General features: G+C 37.1%; 19 protein-coding genes, 1 tRNA gene and 1 riboswitch. Of the genes, 6 read left to right on the top strand and 14 right to left on the bottom strand.

The window, feature by feature from the left end:
* Window positions 1-49: 49 nt before the first annotated feature.
* The 3 genes from X781_RS07965 to X781_RS07955 all read right to left on the bottom strand — a co-directional run bounded on the left by X781_RS07965 (window position 50) and on the right by X781_RS07955 (window position 3,101).
* Window positions 50-757 (bottom strand): YwiC-like family protein, encoded by a 708-nt coding sequence (locus X781_RS07965; RefSeq protein ID WP_025236360.1) that lies wholly within the window; start codon window positions 755-757, stop codon window positions 50-52.
* A gap of 66 nt (window positions 758-823) precedes the next feature.
* A complete protein-coding gene (pfkA, locus tag X781_RS07960) occupies window positions 824-1,798 on the bottom strand; it encodes a 6-phosphofructokinase (protein WP_025236359.1) in 975 nt (324 codons plus the stop codon).
* 106 nt (window positions 1,799-1,904) lie between these two features.
* Entirely contained in the window at window positions 1,905-3,101 is a 1,197-nt protein-coding gene (locus X781_RS07955) for an aminotransferase class V-fold PLP-dependent enzyme (protein ID WP_025236358.1), read from the bottom strand.
* A 425-nt stretch (window positions 3,102-3,526) separates the two neighbouring features.
* Between X781_RS07955 and X781_RS12330 the strand changes: the two genes are divergently transcribed.
* The 3 genes from X781_RS12330 (at window position 3,527) to X781_RS12635 (ending at window position 4,441) form a co-directional block, all read left to right on the top strand.
* On the top strand, window positions 3,527-3,676 hold the full coding sequence (locus X781_RS12330) for a hypothetical protein (protein WP_158497214.1): 150 nt from the start codon (window positions 3,527-3,529) through the stop codon (window positions 3,674-3,676).
* A 131-nt stretch (window positions 3,677-3,807) separates the two neighbouring features.
* A complete protein-coding gene (locus X781_RS12325; protein WP_158497213.1) occupies window positions 3,808-3,960 on the top strand; it encodes a hypothetical protein in 153 nt (50 codons plus the stop codon).
* Between the two features lie 253 nt (window positions 3,961-4,213).
* Entirely contained in the window at window positions 4,214-4,441 is a 228-nt protein-coding gene (locus X781_RS12635; RefSeq protein ID WP_081732110.1) for an ATP-binding cassette domain-containing protein, read from the top strand.
* Between the two features lies 1 nt (window position 4,442).
* Here the strand turns inward: X781_RS12635 and X781_RS07945 are convergent, their stop codons facing one another.
* From X781_RS07945 to X781_RS07905, 9 genes are all read right to left on the bottom strand, one after another.
* Window positions 4,443-5,111 (bottom strand): thermonuclease family protein, encoded by a 669-nt coding sequence (locus tag X781_RS07945; RefSeq protein WP_025236356.1) that lies wholly within the window; start codon window positions 5,109-5,111, stop codon window positions 4,443-4,445.
* Between the two features lie 43 nt (window positions 5,112-5,154).
* A complete protein-coding gene (locus tag X781_RS07940) occupies window positions 5,155-6,522 on the bottom strand; it encodes an alanine/glycine:cation symporter family protein (protein WP_025236355.1) in 1,368 nt (455 codons plus the stop codon).
* Between the two features lie 128 nt (window positions 6,523-6,650).
* Window positions 6,651-6,747: riboswitch (glycine riboswitch) on the bottom strand.
* 168 nt (window positions 6,748-6,915) lie between these two features.
* Window positions 6,916-7,971: an AI-2E family transporter gene (locus X781_RS07930; RefSeq protein ID WP_025236353.1), complete on the bottom strand. Its 1,056-nt coding sequence runs from the start codon at window positions 7,969-7,971 to the stop codon at window positions 6,916-6,918.
* A gap of 45 nt (window positions 7,972-8,016) precedes the next feature.
* Complete coding sequence (ruvX, locus tag X781_RS07925) at window positions 8,017-8,430, bottom strand: Holliday junction resolvase RuvX (RefSeq protein ID WP_025236352.1); 414 nt, start codon at window positions 8,428-8,430, stop codon at window positions 8,017-8,019.
* Complete coding sequence (locus X781_RS07920) at window positions 8,430-8,990, bottom strand: YqgE/AlgH family protein (protein ID WP_025236351.1); 561 nt, start codon at window positions 8,988-8,990, stop codon at window positions 8,430-8,432. The genes ruvX and X781_RS07920 overlap by 1 nt, the downstream gene beginning before the upstream one ends.
* Window positions 8,990-9,721, bottom strand: coding sequence for a 16S rRNA (uracil(1498)-N(3))-methyltransferase (rsmE, locus tag X781_RS07915; protein ID WP_025236350.1), 732 nt, complete (start codon window positions 9,719-9,721; stop codon window positions 8,990-8,992). Before rsmE ends, X781_RS07920 begins: the two co-directional genes overlap by 1 nt.
* Before the next feature lie 75 nt (window positions 9,722-9,796).
* Window positions 9,797-10,087, bottom strand: coding sequence for a type II toxin-antitoxin system RelE/ParE family toxin (locus tag X781_RS07910; RefSeq protein WP_025236349.1), 291 nt, complete (start codon window positions 10,085-10,087; stop codon window positions 9,797-9,799).
* Complete coding sequence (locus X781_RS12415) at window positions 10,068-10,241, bottom strand: hypothetical protein (protein WP_200865310.1); 174 nt, start codon at window positions 10,239-10,241, stop codon at window positions 10,068-10,070. Before X781_RS12415 ends, X781_RS07910 begins: the two co-directional genes overlap by 20 nt.
* A 176-nt stretch (window positions 10,242-10,417) precedes the next feature.
* Complete coding sequence (locus X781_RS07905) at window positions 10,418-11,005, bottom strand: YajG family lipoprotein (protein ID WP_025236348.1); 588 nt, start codon at window positions 11,003-11,005, stop codon at window positions 10,418-10,420.
* Between the two features lie 88 nt (window positions 11,006-11,093).
* Here X781_RS07905 and X781_RS07900 point away from each other — a divergent pair, with 88 nt between their 5' ends.
* Together X781_RS07900 and X781_RS07895 are read left to right on the top strand one after the other, a co-directional pair.
* On the top strand, window positions 11,094-11,405 hold the full coding sequence (locus X781_RS07900) for a BolA family protein (protein ID WP_025236347.1): 312 nt from the start codon (window positions 11,094-11,096) through the stop codon (window positions 11,403-11,405).
* A 93-nt stretch (window positions 11,406-11,498) separates the two neighbouring features.
* A tRNA-Ser gene (locus X781_RS07895) sits at window positions 11,499-11,588 on the top strand.
* A 179-nt stretch (window positions 11,589-11,767) separates the two neighbouring features.
* On the opposite strand, the gene X781_RS12055 is transcribed toward X781_RS07895, so the two are convergent.
* A protein-coding gene (locus X781_RS12055) for an IS3 family transposase (RefSeq protein WP_144084208.1) occupies window positions 11,768-13,095 on the bottom strand; the annotation gives its coding sequence in 2 pieces (ribosomal slippage) (window positions 11,768-12,642 and window positions 12,642-13,095; 1,329 coding nt in all).
* A gap of 155 nt (window positions 13,096-13,250) precedes the next feature.
* Window positions 13,251-13,577, bottom strand: a complete 327-nt coding sequence (locus tag X781_RS07880; protein WP_025236344.1) for a DUF5339 domain-containing protein — start codon at window positions 13,575-13,577, stop codon at window positions 13,251-13,253.
* Window positions 13,578-13,984: 407 nt separating this feature from the next.
* Here X781_RS07880 and X781_RS07875 point away from each other — a divergent pair, with 407 nt between their 5' ends.
* Window positions 13,985-15,535 (top strand): cytochrome ubiquinol oxidase subunit I, encoded by a 1,551-nt coding sequence (locus X781_RS07875; RefSeq protein WP_025236343.1) that lies wholly within the window; start codon window positions 13,985-13,987, stop codon window positions 15,533-15,535.
* Window positions 15,536-15,537: the final 2 nt, after the last annotated feature.

Below are 15,537 nucleotides of genomic sequence, written 5' to 3'. Positions count from 1 at the left end.
AACTTTTGGGGGGCAGATCAAAGCTCAGAGTTTTTTTGTTATAGAAAAATCATAAAACCAACGCAATCAAAAAAAACAGAATAACGGGAAATTCCAACATTCCGATCTGTTTTACATTCAAGCCTAAACTCGGCACAATAATCGCACGAGCAGTTGCAATTAAATAGGCAAAAAAGACCGCTTGCATTGAACTCAAACAATAAATAAGAGTTAATAGTAGGTGTGTTGCGATGCTGAGCTCCATATATACAGGGTTTTTACGTTCTCTCACCATACTTTTTACATAGAACGTTGTGGCAATAAAAAACAGCGTAGGGTGGAGTAGTATCTCAATATTATATTGTTTTGTAACAATATAATAAGCGGCTATTCCCATTACCCCAAAAGTTAAAATGCCTGCAATATCATTCCACAAATTCCGTTCATCTTTTTGTTTGGCAAAGTAAATTTGAATTAATCCAAGCGGTAGAATTATCACTAAAAATTGCAAAATAGCAGGCACATTATAAATAACAGGCAAAGCAAAGAGTAAACTTAAAGCGAAGTAAATTTTTGCCCATTTTTTATTACGTTCGGTTGGTTTTTTGCTAAATAAAGAGAGAAAAGGGTAAGAGAAAAGATAGAGGAATAGCCAAGAAAGCCCAAAGAAAATATGCAAAGGTGTAAATCCACTTGTGATGACCGCATAAAGAAAAGGCAGCATTGCCATTGCTAATGCACCGTGTTGGTTGGAAATAACGGGTTTTTCTTTGAACATTCGATTTCCTTATTAGGTGAAAATAAAAAGGCGACTATTTTAGTCGCCTTTAAATTTTAAGAAATCCTAGAATAATTTTCTAGAGGTCTCGTATAATTCTTCTTTAAACGGACGACGCATATTATTAATTGCATCAATAATATCGTGATGAACTAACTGCTCGTTTTGAATACCGACACAGTGTCCGCCAAAACCTTGTAATAATAATTCCACCGCATAAACGCCCATACGAGAGGCTAAAATACGGTCAAATGCACAAGGTGCACCACCACGTTGGGTATGACCTAACACAGTTGCACGAGTTTCGTGTCCGAAACGCTCTTCAATCTCTTTTGCTAATTCGTGAACATCAGTCATTAACTCAGTAATTGCAATGATAGAATGGCGTTTACCTTTTTGGAAACCATCAGAAATACTATTCATTAAAGATTCTTTGTCTAGTCCTTTTTCCGGCACGATCACATATTCACAACCGCCGGCTAAGGCTGCACTAATGGTTAAATCACCACAATGGCGACCCATTATTTCAACAATAGAAATACGTTGGTGAGAACTTGATGTATCACGTAAACGGTCAATTGCTTCTAAAGCGGTTTCTAACGCAGTTTGATAGCCGATAGTATAATCAGTACCTACGATATCATTATCAATCGTGCCCGGAATACCGATACACGGATAACCAAATTCCTCAGTTAATAACTTCGCTCCCATATAAGAGCCATCGCCACCAATAACAACTAACGCATCAATATCATATTTTTTTAATGTTTCTACGCATTTTTTACGTACTTCAGGGCGTTTGAATTCAGGAAAGCGTGCTGAACCTAAGAATGTACCGCCACGATTGATAGTTTCTGATACAGAGCGTCTGTCTAGTGGAATCACTTTATCGTGATAAAGCCCTGAATAACCATCTTGAACGCCACAAACTGCTAATCCTTCATTTAATGCTGCACGCACCACACCACGAATAGCGGCATTCATACCCGGTGCATCGCCACCGCTGGTTAAAATCGCAATTTTCTTGATTTTTTTACTCATCTAAAAACACCTTTTTGATAAATTAAATTTAAAATAGAAACTAGTGTAAAGATTACAATATTCAGCCTTTTCGTTCTACTAAAAAATATGTATTTTTTGATTTAGCTTAGCTTTCTTGCAAAATTTCGAGTGCAAAATTTAAGGCGTTGAAAAAATGCTCAATATCCTCTTTTGTATTGTAATGAGCCAACGAAAGGCGAAGTGTGCCGCTTTCTTGCAAATAACGCAAATAAGGCTTAGCACAATGTTCGCCGTGTCGAATAGCGATTTTACTCTGGGTCAAAAAAGCGGCAATATCGGCAGGGTGTTGATCTTTAACCACAAAACTAATAGTCGGTGTATTTTGTTGTCCGATAATTTGCAAATGTTGATAAGAATTTAACCGCTTGCGGGTGTATTCTGCTAACGTATAAAGTTGTTGATTAAGTTCTGTAAAATTCCATTTCTCTAACCAAGCCAAAACTTGTCCAAAACCAATAATACCTACAATATTTGGCGTGCCTGCTTCCAACCGGTAAGGCAAATCTGCTACAGTTAGTTCACTTTCAGTAACGTTTTTCAGCATTTTGCCACCGAATACAAGCGGTCGAATTTGCTCCAAACTTTGCAATTTACCGGTCAGCACGCCCACTCCGTTTGGACCATACATTTTATGGGCGGAAAAAGTGTAGAAATCGGCATCAAGTTTTTGCACATCCACTTGCTCACAACATACAGCTTGAGCAATATCTAACACAATTTTAGCAGAGCAAGATTGGCGGATAAGCGGGATTATTTGTTCCGCTGGCTGGCGAACTCCTGTTACGTTAGAAACTAAATTAAATGCAACAATTTTGGTTTTTTCCGATAACGCATTTTTAAGGGTTTCAAGCTCAATTTCATACTTATCATTAAGTGGCAACACCACGAGTTTCGCTCCTGTACGCTGTGCCAACTGTTGCCAAGGAATAAAATTAGCGTGATGTTCCGCTACTGAAATCACAATTTCATCACCTTCTGCAATTTGATGCTCCAAGCCATAAGCCACAGTATTAATGCTTTGAGTTGTGCCGCTCGTCCAAATCACTGCTTCACGGGCTTCCACATTAAAACGTTTCATTACCAAATCACGAGCCAGCTCATATTGCTCGGTTTGCGGCAAATCGTACTGACTGCGATGTACCGAACCGGCAGAGGCGTAAAATTCGCTGGTTGCTTGAATCAAAACATCAGGTTTTAGCGTTGTAGCGGCGGAGTCTAAATAAGTCCAACCGTCAGCTTGGGTGAAAAAGGGAAAATAGGTACGAAATTGTTGGTTACGCATATAATTTGCCTTAAATGAGAATGAATGTTATTTTGTAGATGCGTTTTTTCTGAGTTGAGGTATTGTAGATGAAAAATAACTTACTCAATTATTTGAAAATCATATTATTCTATTATCTGTTCTCTCTAGCTTTGAACTATATCATAGCACAGTTTGACCTTTCTGACGTTCCTAGCGATTTAGCTATGGTGGGCTTTTTTATGATTTTCGTATTGATTGCTTTATTTATGATTGTGAACTCTTTTCTTATGTATAGGAAGAATGTTAGAAGAAATGGGGAGACTATGAAATGAACATTAAAAATGAAAGTATAGTGAATACGAATATTGTTAGTAGACATAGTGTAATCTTATCTATATTACTCTTAGCTTGTAGTAGTCCGGAATTCATTACATATAAAGAGAACAAATATACCAATTCTTGGTATGCCAATTTTTGCTGGTTTGGTAGTAGGTAAATTGAGTTTTGATCCTGTATTTGATACCTTTATTAAAAGTATAGAGAAGCAAATTCCAGATGCACTGGATAGAATGAAAACATTAATAAAAATGGGGATTTTGGTCTATATGATTTAAATCAGTAAGTCAGTATATAGAGGATGTATTGTTATTTTATGTGGCTATTATAATGAAGTTGTTATTTTGTTTTCGTTTGAAATGGAATTCAGTATAGGAAGTATGATTGTTTTTTATAGTGAGGTGTTGTTATGAGTATTTTAATGGTGGTTTTTATTGGTTTTATTTATTTTATGGTTTCTAATTTTATTTATCCATTGCTACCATTTGGTTTTAGTGAGATTGTTTATGATGTAATGTTTTTTTGTGTTTTATTTATTTGGTATTTTTTTAGAAAAGAATAGCAATGATATATTCGTTATTTTTATATAATTAAATGTTAATTAATATTAAGCTGTATATGAATCTATATGTGGATTTATATAGGAAGCTTAGTTATGTGTTTAGACAAGAAGCTATTGCATATCAGTCAAAAAATTTATCAAGATAAGCAGGCTTATTTAGTTGAAATTGAAAAAACGAGGAATGACTATGCTGATTTAGTAAAGCATTATGAGAAATGATTAAAAGTAGGGCATTCCAGCGACGATGAAGTAAATATTTCGAAAAGTCGGCGGACAAAGACAACGATTATTTATTGCTAGAGCTTTATATAAAAAGCCTAAAATTCTCTTGATAGACGAAGCAACCAGCCATTTATATGAAGAAAATGAGAAGTTTGTTAATCAAGCGATTTCACAAATGAATATAACAAGGATTATTATTGCTCATAGACAATCTACAATTCAATCAGCAGATAGAATTATTTCTTTGAATGAATGTTAAATTAATATCTATTTTGCTGAGCTTTCCGATACAGTTTATTACACGGAATGCCGTCATTATTACCATCTAACGCTTTCCAACCGCATTGTTGGAAGTAGTGTTTTGCTTGTTCGTAATTGCCGATTTGGTTGCAGCTTAATTTAATTTTGCAGTTAATTGCTTGTGGTGGATTTGCAATATTTCCCGGTTTTTTGACCGCTTGTGGTAAGGCTGATGTATGCTCTTTTCGCCATTGGCTTGGATTGATGGGGAATTTGTCCTGCCATAAGCCGATTTTGGCGTGTTTTGCTTGATTTTGTGCCTCAATGTACTCTCGCTTTGTGGTATAAGCCCACGCCATACCGTTTTCTACTAAGGCTAAGTTGATGTTTTTACCGTTTAAATAGAGGGTAGCAAGTAAGCGTTGATAGCGATCGTAGCCTGAAATCACGGCAGTAATGTTTTGTTTAAATACTAACTGAGCCAGAGCTTGTTTAGCTCTATTTCCATAAGGCTGGGATTGTTCAGGTGCATCAATATGTATCAATCTCACTTTGAGCGGTGCTTTGTTTACTAAGCAACTTAGGGTGTCGCCATCGCTAATTCCCACCACTTTGCAATTGATTTGTCGCTCATTTGCATAACTAATTGAAAACAATAGGTAAAAAATAAAGGTGTATAAAAATTTCATAAATAAAAATATAGGGCTAAATTGCCCTATATTCTATCAGTTTTTATTCTGTTTCGCCTTTTTTAAGGCGAGCAAAGAAATCTTTGGTTTCGCTAATAATTACTTTGCGTAAAGCAATAATTGCAATGAGATTTGGGAATGCCATTAAACCGTTTACAATATCGGCAATTGTCCAGATAGTATTGAGTTGTAAAAATGGGGCAGCGGCAATTAACGCAATAAATAAAATGCGATAGAGCTTGATGTATTGGGTTCGTCCACGTGTTAAATAGACAAAACAACGTTCACCATAATAACACCAGCCTAAAATAGTGGTGAATGCGAAGAAAACTAAGCCAACTGTTACAATAATTGCACCAAATGAGCTGTCTAAGCCTTGAGTAAAGGCAGTGGTAGTGAGAGCTGCACCTTTAATATCACCTGTCCAAGCACCTGAAATAATAATAACCAAGCCTGTCATTGTACAAACAATGATAGTATCTAAAAATGTGCCTGTCATTGAAATTAAGCCCTGTCTCACAGGTTCTTTGGTTTGAGCAGCAGCGGCGGCAATCGGGGCTGAGCCTAAGCCTGATTCATTCGAGAAAATACCGCGTGCTACACCCAGCTGAATGGCTTGCATTACCGTAAAACCAAATGCTCCACCTAATGCTGCTTGCGGATTAAAGGCAGCGTGAACAATAGTAGCGATAGCTTGTGGTACTTTTTCGGCGTTGAGAATAATCACACACAGTGAAGCAACAACATAAGCGATAGCCATAAACGGCACAACAATGGTTGCAATTTTAGAAATACGTTTTACACCGCCAAGAATAATTGCAGTTACAATCAGCGTTAAAATAATAGCACTAAAGAGAATTGGCACATCGAAGGTACTTTCTAAGGCGTGCGTAATCCCATTTACTTGTGGGAAAGTGCCAATACCGAGTAACGCCACTAATACTCCGAAAAAAGCAAAGGCTTTAGCGAGCCAACGCCATTTTTTACCCATACCTAATTCGATATAGTACATTGGTCCGCCGGCAACAAAGCCTGCTTTATCTTTAGTACGATATTTAATCGCAAGCAAGCCTTCGGCGTATTTAGTTGCCATACCGAATAGGGCGATGAGCCACATCCAAAATAATGCACCTGGTCCGCCCGAATGAATTGCGGTGGCAACGCCAACAATATTCCCTGTACCGATAGTCGCTGCAAGGGCAGTAGCAAGGGCGGCAAAAGCTGAGATGTCTCCCGATTGCCCTTTCCCTTTTTCAGGTTTGAACATATAAACGAACGCTCGCCCAAGTTGGCTTAATTGAATGCCTTTTAAGGCAAGAGTGAGATAAATCCCCACGCCTGAAATTAAAATCAGAAGCGGCGGACCCCAAATAAAACTATTGATTTGATTAAGAATGGTGTCGATTGACATTAAATGTTCCTCGTAAAAATAACTTACAAGGAAAGAAAAGGAATGCTAGAACAAGCGGTTAAAAAACGGAAATTTTTTGCAAAAAATCAGCAAAAAATCAGCAAAAAACAACCGCTTGTATTGTATAACTTTTCTCCCCTGTCCTTTTGCCTGAGCGTTTCACACATTGCTGCATTTTCGCCTTCGGCGGCTGATTTTTCATCAGCTCTCTCCAAGGGTTCGTCCAGTAACAGTCCTCGCAACTTAGTTGCACCTGAAAGAGTTTACCTCGTCGGTGAAATGTTAATTCATTTCTCTCCAGCTACCTTCATCCGAACAATCTGATTTATTTCAGTTTGTGAAATAAAAAAGAGTTGCCAAATTCTAGCAACTCTTTTTCGCTCGTCAAGTTATTTAGTGATATTTTTTGCCTCTTGGCACTTCTTCTAAATCACTGAATAATACGGCATATTTTCTTGTGTCTTTATTTGATTCTAACGCTACTTTACACGCCATTGTTAAAGGAACAGAAAGCAACATTCCCACCGCTCCGAGCAACCAGCCCCAAAACAGAAGTGAAAGGAATACCACTAGAGTTGAAAGTCCTAGCTTTTTACCCATTAAACGAGGCTCTAAGGCATTACCGATAACCATATTAATGGCAACCATACCGATTAATGTTCCTAGCCCGATTGAAAAGCCATTTAATATGAGGGCTTGAATAACAATAGGAATGCCTGCCAAAATTGAACCGATATTTGGAACATAGTTAAGTAAGAAGCTAAACATTGCCCATAAAATAGCGTATTGGACATCTAACGATGTTAATAAAATCCATACAAAAATACCGGTAAGAAGACTAACAAAGGTTTTTACGCCTAAATAACCGATTACGCCTTCTAATACTTGGTTAATGTACTCTTTTTCATTGCGTAAATCATCATCTTCACTCAATGCTAAAGCCAGTTTATATTTCGCTACAGGCATTTCCATTAGCATAAAAATGACGATTAAAAAGACCACAAAAATATTTGATAATGTACCGGAAAGCCCCACCAATAGCGAACTGACAAAATTCATAATGGAGCTTGGGTCAAATTTGCTCATCAGTTCTTCCTGTGAAATATGAATTGGTAAATTCCACTGCTGTGCAAATTCCAAAAGGGCACGAACTCTGGTTGAGAGCTGCGTTTTATATTGCGGTATTGAGCCGGTAAACTCTTGCAATGAGCTATTAATAATGCCTGCAAAAAAGGTAAAACCTAACAGAATCACTATCAGCAAGAGTGTAATTGCTAACCATAGCGGAATTTTCCGCTTCGTCATAAAATTAATCATTGGCGAGCAAATAATCGCAATGAAAAGTGCGAGTAGAAATGGCACTACAATCTCACTAGACAATTTAATACCGGCTAAAATAATAATGATTGCAGCGATAGAAACTAAACTACGGCTAGATGAAAGTATCATAAATATCCTTTTACAAGCGGTCGAAAATCGTTAATTTTTTGCAAATTACCGATTTTCAAACCAGCTTTCTAAAATTAAACAAGCGGAAATGGAGTCCACTTTATCCTTTTTTAATGCTTTGTAGCCACCACGAGAAAAAATTTCCGCTTTGGCTTCAACGGTGGTTAAACGTTCATCTTGTAACTCAACAGGCAAATTAAAACGTCCGTTTAAGCGGTTAGCGAATTTTCGGGCTCTTTGGGTTAAAGGCTGTTCTGTTCCGTCCATATTTAATGGTAAGCCGACAACTAAAATATCGGGCTTCCATTCTTGCAACAGTTTACCAATTTCTTCCCATTTTGGAATACCGTCTCGGGCTTTAAATGAATTCAAGCCTTGAGCCGTGCCGGTAATACTTTGACCAACAGCACAACCAATGCTATTTGTGCCGAAATCGAAGGCAATAACGGTTTCGGACATTAAGCTCTCCCTGCTCTGGCTGGTATACCTGAAAGCCCCATCATTTCATAGGCTTCTGCCCAGCGATCTAAATAGCCGGTTTCAAATAATGTTTTTTCATTTGCTTCAGACACAATCCAATAATTTTGTGCAATTTCTTGCTCCAGTTGGTTGGTTCGCCACGTTGAGCAGCCTAAGCAAACAATAAATTTTTCCGGCGATTCGGGAGTACCGAAAGAGTCTAACACATCGCCTGAAGTTGTGAGTGTGATTCTATCCGTGATCGGATAAGTGTGAATAAAATCATTTTCTGTTTTGGTGTGAATGATAAAGCCCCTGTCTTGATTAACCGGTCCTCCGCTGAGCACCATTTGATCTTTATTATAATCACGCTGCTTTGCCATTTGGAAATCCATACGGGTAAGCAATTCAAGTACAGAAAGATCAGTTGGCGTGTTAATTACAACCCCCATCGCCCCTTGCTGATTATGCTCACAAATATAGATAACGGTACGTTCAAAATAATCATCGTCCATTTCTGGGGTGGCAATCAGAAATTTGCCTTGTAAATTTTCTAGCATTAAATATCTCCAAAACACACTTGTAGGGCAGTAATGGCGGCAAGTGAGGCAGTTTCTGTGCGTAATACTCGTTTGCCTAACAATACTTCGGTAAAGCCTTCGCTTTCTGTCATCGCAACTTCTTCTGCCGATAATCCGCCTTCTGAGCCAATTAATAAGCGTACTCCTGCACTTGGTACATTTGGCAGTTCACGAATGGTATATTTGGCTCTTGGATGCAGGTTAAGTTTTAGCATTTCATCTTGCTCTTTGCACCAATCGGTGAGCTTCATAATCGGGCGAATTTCAGGAATTTCATTTCGTCCGCATTGCTCGCACGCAGCAATCGCAATTTTTTGCCATTGTTGTAGTTTTTTATCTTGTCGTTCATCATTGAGCTTTACGCCGCAACGCTCAGACCAAAGTGGGGTAATAATTTTTACACCCAATTCCACTGATTTTTGAATGGTAAATTCCATTCTATCTCCTCTGGAGATCACTTGCCCTAAATGAATAGGCAAATTAGACTCTCTATCGTCTAATTCACTTGAATCAATTTTTGCAATAATTTGGCGTTTTTCGACCGCTTGTAATGTGGCGTGAAAAATATGGTTCGAGCCATCAAACAAAATAATCTGCTCGCCTTCTTTCATTCGTAGCACACGCCCAACGTGATTAAATGCATCTTCACTTAAAATACAACTTTGCTGATTAGCTAATAGTTCTGGGTGGTAAATTCTTGGGATTCTCATTTTATATCTATTTAAAATACATCAAAGGCAGATTAATCAGCTTAGATTATCTGCCTTATCTTAAGTAAAAATTTATTAAGGATAAAGTCTTGAACAATGCAAAATAGTAATAATGGAAATTTCGTTCGCATTCACTTCATATACTATTCTATAGCCATTGTAGTATAGTTCTCTCGTATCAGGTATTACACCTTTTACGCCCATAGTCGGAAAAATTGCTAAATTACTAATACTATTTTCCAATTCTTCTAGTAACCGAATGCCACTACTGGCATAGCCAGTAAATTCACTAACAGAAATAGCAATATTCTCTAAATCCGTTAAGGCTTCTTGCGTATAATGGATATTATGCGACTTTTTTGGCATTCTCAGCACCCATAAAAGCGGCTGCAATGACTTTTGCTCTTACCTCTTTAGGTGAGTAAACTCGACCATTTTTAATATCTTCCTTGCCTTGCTGTATTTTTTTAGCGAGATACTCAAGATATTCTTCGCTAACATTATGATAAGGATTGTTCATATTTTCCTCCTTTCAAGATTTCTACATTTTGGACTTTACTAATCGTTTAATCAAGCAAATTTCTCTGATTTTTCGAGCAACATCACAAAATAGAAAACAACAAGCGGTTAAATTTTTTCAATTTTTTGCAAAAAACTGAGCAAATTTAACCGCTTGTAAGATGAATTCAATATCAATTACTTGAATTGATGAATTGCTGCTGCGATTTCGTTATCGTTATAAATTGCTTTAACAACATCAGAATAGGCTTGGTCTAGCACTTTTTTGATTTCATCGTTGTTTGCACCAAATGCTCCTTCATAACCACGTGTTGCGTTGAAGTTTTTGCTGAAGTTGCCTCTTGAACCTTGAACAGTAACTTCAACACCAACTTGTGCATCAGCTTTATAGCGTAAATTGCCTTGCTCAACTGTTGCGAAGAATTTACGAATATTCACAGTAACATTTGCATTTGCTGCACCTTGCACAATTTGGAAGCCTTTTGCGTTAAGGTCTTGCTGTACTGCTTGTTGGAACATTGCAGCCACTTCCGGCACAGCGGTTAAACGAATTAATTCACCGTTTTTAGTGTAGCTTGCAATTTCGCGTGAGGTGCGTAAATCTTGTGTCATCACATTTACCGCAGCAGTTTGATTGTTGGTGTTAAATACCGCAGTTGGGGTTGGTGTTGCAAAAGTTAAAGTATTTGATTGGCTTTGACAACCTGCTAATAAAGCTGCTGCAAAGGTTGTCGCTAAAACTAAGGTTTTTTTAGATAATTTCATAATAAATCCTTCTGTTTAATAAATTATGAGAAAAATTTTCACTAGTATAGTATTATTTAGCCTTAATTTTCAATGAAAGAGAATAAAAATGTTAGTAGAACAAACAATTATTAATAAAATAAACAACGAATTTTCGCCAATTGTGTTGAATATTGAAAATGAAAGCTATATGCACAGTTCTGGTAGGGGGGCTGAATCCCATTTTAAACTGACATTGGTATCTGACAAATTTGAAGGGAAAAGAGCCGTTGCCCGTCATCAGGCAGTTTACGCTTGTTTGGCGGAAGAATTGGAAAATGGCGTTCACGCATTGGCTCTCCATTTATACACACAAAGTGAGTGGGCTGAAATTGGTGGAATTGTGCCAAAATCGCCAAATTGTTTAGGTATTGGGCAGTAATCCGTTCAAAATTTGATTTAATTTATTTTGTGAAGAAAATACTTGAAATAAAGTCGTAATATTGCTATATTTATACTATCTTTTTGTTGATTTGGTGAGATGTCCGAGTGGTTGAAGGAGCACGCCTGGAAAGCGTGTATATGGGAAACTGTATCGAGGGTTCGAATCCCTCTCTCACCGCCATCATAATGAAAGATTCCTTACTGTTTTCATAGATATTTCCTTGGTTAAGTAAAAGTAGAAATACTTTTTTATTTTTTTAGGTTATCCCCAAACATTTTTGTTTGGGGATTTTTTTATTCTTCAATGTAGAAATAAAAAAGAGATTCCTAAGTGATCTGACCCCAAAAAGTTAGACTCATTTAATTCAAGGACTGAGTTCTGTATTCCACAGGGCTGAGTCCTTTTAGTTTCACTTGAATACGCTCATTGTTGTAGTAATGAATGTAGTCGTGAATCGTCTGCTCAAGCTCGGCAAAGGTATCAAACCGCTTGCCAAAATAACATTCCGTTTTGAGCCGCCCGAAAAAACTTTCCATCGCCCCATTATCCAAGCAGTTTCCCTTTCTTGACCTACTTGGCGTAATGCCGTTTTTTCGACAAATTTCCCTAAAACCTGCCATCTGGTATTGCCAACTTTGGTCAGAATGCAGTATCGGTTTTGCACCGTTAAGCCTTGCGACAGCTTGGCTCATCATTCGGCTAATCTGCTCAAAATTGGGACTTTCTGCTAAATCATAGGCGATAATTTCACCATTGAATAAATCCTTAATTGGCGATAAATAGAGCTTGCCTTTCGCACATTTAAATTCCGTGATATCGGTAACCCATTTCTCATTTGGCTTGGTGGTTTGGAAATTGCGTCCCAACAGATTGTCCGCAATCTTACCCACTTCCCCTTGATACGAGCGATATTTCCGGCGTTTGCATTTTCCCTTCAAACCCAATTTTTGCATTATCGCTTGGACTTTTTTGTGGTTAATCGTCCAAATTTTTCTCAGCATTAACGTGATACGGCGATAACCGTAATTCCCCTTATTTTCGTGATAAATCTCAGCAATTTTTTGCTCAATCATAGCATTTTTATCCACTTTATCGGCAAGATGATAAAAATAAGTGCTGCGTTTTAAACCGATAAGTGGCAATAGCATTTCAAGCGGAAAGTGATTTCGCAACCTTTTTACGAGACCTGCCTTTTCCGCATTTTTTCTTGGTTGAGTTCCTGCAACTTTTTTAGGATAGCGACCTCCGCTTCCAATTCTAAAATGCGATAACGCAAGCGTTCTTTTTCGGTTTGGGGTGGGGGTGGCATTTTCGGGTATTTCGGTTTCATTGTCGGACGACCTTTGAGTTTGGGAAATAAACCGTTTATACCCTGTTTATCAAAAGCTTGCAACCATTGACTGATGATACCTGAATTGGCAATCCCAAAATGAAAGCAAGCGTTTCTTGCAGAAAATTGTCCGTTTTTGACCGCTTGTACAACGGATAATTTAAATTCGGGTGAGTAAATCCGCTTTTTACCTAAAACAGCTAACCCATTGAGACCATTACGATTATATTGGTGAATCCAACGCTCTAATGTTGTTCTGGCAAGCTGAAAATGCTGACGGGGGAGCGATCGATTTTTCCCGTTTTGAAGATAAAATTCGATCACTTGTTGTTTGAAAGATTGGTTGTATTTAGTTATAAAAAATCTGCACCTTAATCAGTTGGTGGTTTAGTCCAACTTTTGGGGTGCAGATCAAACTCAGTAGCTTTTATTTTATTTATTAGAACTACAAGCGGTCATTTTTGTAGAAAAGTTTGTAATAAAAAACCAAGCTATTCTAGCTTGGCTTTTTCTTATTGATGTTTTTGCCTTAGGTTATTTAATGCGGTTAAACCTTTCTCACAACTTTTTTGTTGTAAAACAGTATCCATTTTAAGGATCTGTTGCTTTGTTGAAGAAAGTTTATTTTTCATTTTAACCAATTGAGTATGAGTACCCGGCTGTTTTTCTGCATCAGAAACTAATTTATTTGCGGTGTTAAACATTTTCTCACATTCAGTTGGTAATGTTTTACTTAAAGTAGGTTTTGCAACTGTAAGTGATGAAGTTTTCACATTCGCAATTGCAGTAGCGGAAACCAGTACTGCACAAAGTGTAACTCCTAAAATTCTTTTAAGCATGCGTTCTCCACACATTAAGTGTTAATAAATTCAATGTTTTGCTTATTATTAAATATAAAGCCAGCCGATACTAGCAGAAGTTTAAATAAAAGTCATCTATTAAGTGGATCTTTTTTGCCAAAAGATCCATATATTAAAATGGTAAATTATTTGTTATAAATTTGTTTGTTATAACCTAGTTATTTAGTGGGTTATATAGAATTTATTACATAAATAAACCAATTTTGTGACGAATATAACAAAATTACTATTTTTTAATTGGTTATTTACAGGTAGAATACTTTCCGACACTTTATTATAAATTTAACCAATTTGGGTTATTGTTAGAATTGAGTGAAAATTTGTGGGCGATTACTTTTCGGTAATCTATTTGTCAAATTATTATATTAATAAATAAGAGGTTTGAGATGTTAGACGTAGTTGAACTCTCACGTTTGCAGTTTGCTTTAACTGCACTCTATCACTTCTTATTCGTACCGCTTACATTAGGTCTTTCTTTCGTACTTGTTGTGATGGAAACACTTTATGTAACTACGGGTAAAGAAGTATATAAAGATATGACTAAATTCTGGGGTAAGTTATTTGGTATTAACTTTGCTCTAGGTGTAACAACTGGTATTACAATGGAATTCCAGTTTGGTATGAACTGGTCATATTACTCTCATTATGTAGGTGATATCTTTGGTGCTCCATTAGCGATTGAAGGCTTAATGGCATTCTTCTTAGAATCTACATTTGTGGGCTTGTTCTTCTTTGGTTGGGAACGTTTATCAAAAGCTAAACACTTATTAACGACTTACTGTGTTGCATTTGGTTCTAACTTATCTGCATTGTGGATTTTAGTAGCTAATGGTTGGATGCAAAATCCGGTTGCTTCAGAGTTTAACTTTGAAACAATGCGTATGGAACTTTCAAGCTTCTCTGAATTGTTACTAAATCCGGTTACGCAATCTAAATTTTTACATACTGTAACAGCAGGTTATGTTTGTGGTTCTATTTTCGTATTAGGTATTAGTGCATACTACATCTTAAAAGGTCGTGATTTAGGATTTGCTAAACGTTCATTCTCTGTAGGTGCAAGTTTTGGTTTATTATCGATCATTGCAGTATTAATTATGGGCGATGAGTCCGGTTATGAAATCGGTAAAGCTCAGCCAACAAAATTAGCTGCAATGGAAGGTGAATTTGAAACTCAACCTGCTCCGGCTGCGTGGAATGCATTTGTTATTCCAAATACAGCAGAAATGAAAAATGAATTCTCAATTCATATTCCTTATGCCGCCGGTATTATTGCAACGCGTTCTTTAGATACTGAAATTACAGGCTTAAAAGATATCCGTGTAATCAATGAACAACGTGTTCGTAACGGTATTGTTGCTTACGGTTTACTAGAAAAATTACGTTCTGGTAACTATACAGAAGCAGATAAAGAAGCCTTTAAAGCAGTGCAAAAAGATTTAGGTTTTGGCTTATTGTTAAAACAATATACAGACAATGTAGTTGATGCAACAGAAGAGCAAATCCAAAAAGCAGCGGATAATACTATTCCAAATGTAGGTCCTACTTTCTGGGCATTCCGTGTGATGATGCTTTCAGGTGTGATTATGTTGGTATTGATCATTGCTGCGTTTGTTCAAAATATGCGTGGTAGAGTAGGGCAAAGTCGTTTCCTATTAAGAACGTTATTATGTGGTATCCCATTACCGTGGATCGCAATTGAATCTGGTTGGTTCTTAGCTGAGTATGGTCGTCAGCCGTGGGCTATCTATGAGATGTTACCTGTTGGTGTAGCAAACTCTGCATTAACAACAGGCGATTTATGGTTTACGATCGGCTTGTTATGTGGTTTATATACACTGTTCTTAATCATAGAAATGTACTTAATGTTTAAATACGGACGACTTGGACCAAGTGCATTAAAAACAGGTCGTTACTACTTTGAACAATCAGCTAAATAATA

The sequence above is a fragment of the Mannheimia sp. USDA-ARS-USMARC-1261 genome (assembly GCF_000521605.1).
GTDB classification, from domain to species: Bacteria; Pseudomonadota; Gammaproteobacteria; order Enterobacterales; family Pasteurellaceae; genus Mannheimia; species Mannheimia indoligenes.
Note: the sequence above shows the minus strand (reverse complement) of the source record. Positions and strands in the feature narration are given on the sequence as shown.

Excerpts from the sequence above, each read along its gene's own strand:
- X781_RS07965 (WP_025236360.1), bottom strand. The coding sequence starts at position 757 with ATGTTCAAAGAAAAACCCGTTATTTCCAACCAACACGGTGCATTAGCA.
- pfkA (WP_025236359.1), bottom strand. The coding sequence starts at position 1,798 with ATGAGTAAAAAAATCAAGAAAATTGCGATTTTAACCAGCGGTGGCGAT.
- X781_RS07955 (WP_025236358.1), bottom strand. The coding sequence starts at position 3,101 with ATGCGTAACCAACAATTTCGTACCTATTTTCCCTTTTTCACCCAAGCT.
- X781_RS12330 (WP_158497214.1), top strand. The coding sequence starts at position 3,527 with ATGCCAATTTTTGCTGGTTTGGTAGTAGGTAAATTGAGTTTTGATCCT.
- X781_RS12325 (WP_158497213.1), top strand. The coding sequence starts at position 3,808 with ATGAGTATTTTAATGGTGGTTTTTATTGGTTTTATTTATTTTATGGTT.
- X781_RS07945 (WP_025236356.1), bottom strand. The coding sequence starts at position 5,111 with ATGAAATTTTTATACACCTTTATTTTTTACCTATTGTTTTCAATTAGT.
- X781_RS07940 (WP_025236355.1), bottom strand. The coding sequence starts at position 6,522 with ATGTCAATCGACACCATTCTTAATCAAATCAATAGTTTTATTTGGGGT.
- X781_RS07930 (WP_025236353.1), bottom strand. The coding sequence starts at position 7,971 with ATGATACTTTCATCTAGCCGTAGTTTAGTTTCTATCGCTGCAATCATT.
- ruvX (WP_025236352.1), bottom strand. The coding sequence starts at position 8,430 with ATGTCCGAAACCGTTATTGCCTTCGATTTCGGCACAAATAGCATTGGT.
- X781_RS07920 (WP_025236351.1), bottom strand. The coding sequence starts at position 8,990 with ATGCTAGAAAATTTACAAGGCAAATTTCTGATTGCCACCCCAGAAATG.
- rsmE (WP_025236350.1), bottom strand. The coding sequence starts at position 9,721 with ATGAGAATCCCAAGAATTTACCACCCAGAACTATTAGCTAATCAGCAA.
- X781_RS07910 (WP_025236349.1), bottom strand. The coding sequence starts at position 10,087 with ATGCCAAAAAAGTCGCATAATATCCATTATACGCAAGAAGCCTTAACG.
- X781_RS12415 (WP_200865310.1), bottom strand. The coding sequence starts at position 10,241 with ATGAACAATCCTTATCATAATGTTAGCGAAGAATATCTTGAGTATCTC.
- X781_RS07905 (WP_025236348.1), bottom strand. The coding sequence starts at position 11,005 with ATGAAATTATCTAAAAAAACCTTAGTTTTAGCGACAACCTTTGCAGCA.
- X781_RS07900 (WP_025236347.1), top strand. The coding sequence starts at position 11,094 with ATGTTAGTAGAACAAACAATTATTAATAAAATAAACAACGAATTTTCG.
- X781_RS07880 (WP_025236344.1), bottom strand. The coding sequence starts at position 13,577 with ATGCTTAAAAGAATTTTAGGAGTTACACTTTGTGCAGTACTGGTTTCC.
- X781_RS07875 (WP_025236343.1), top strand. The coding sequence starts at position 13,985 with ATGTTAGACGTAGTTGAACTCTCACGTTTGCAGTTTGCTTTAACTGCA.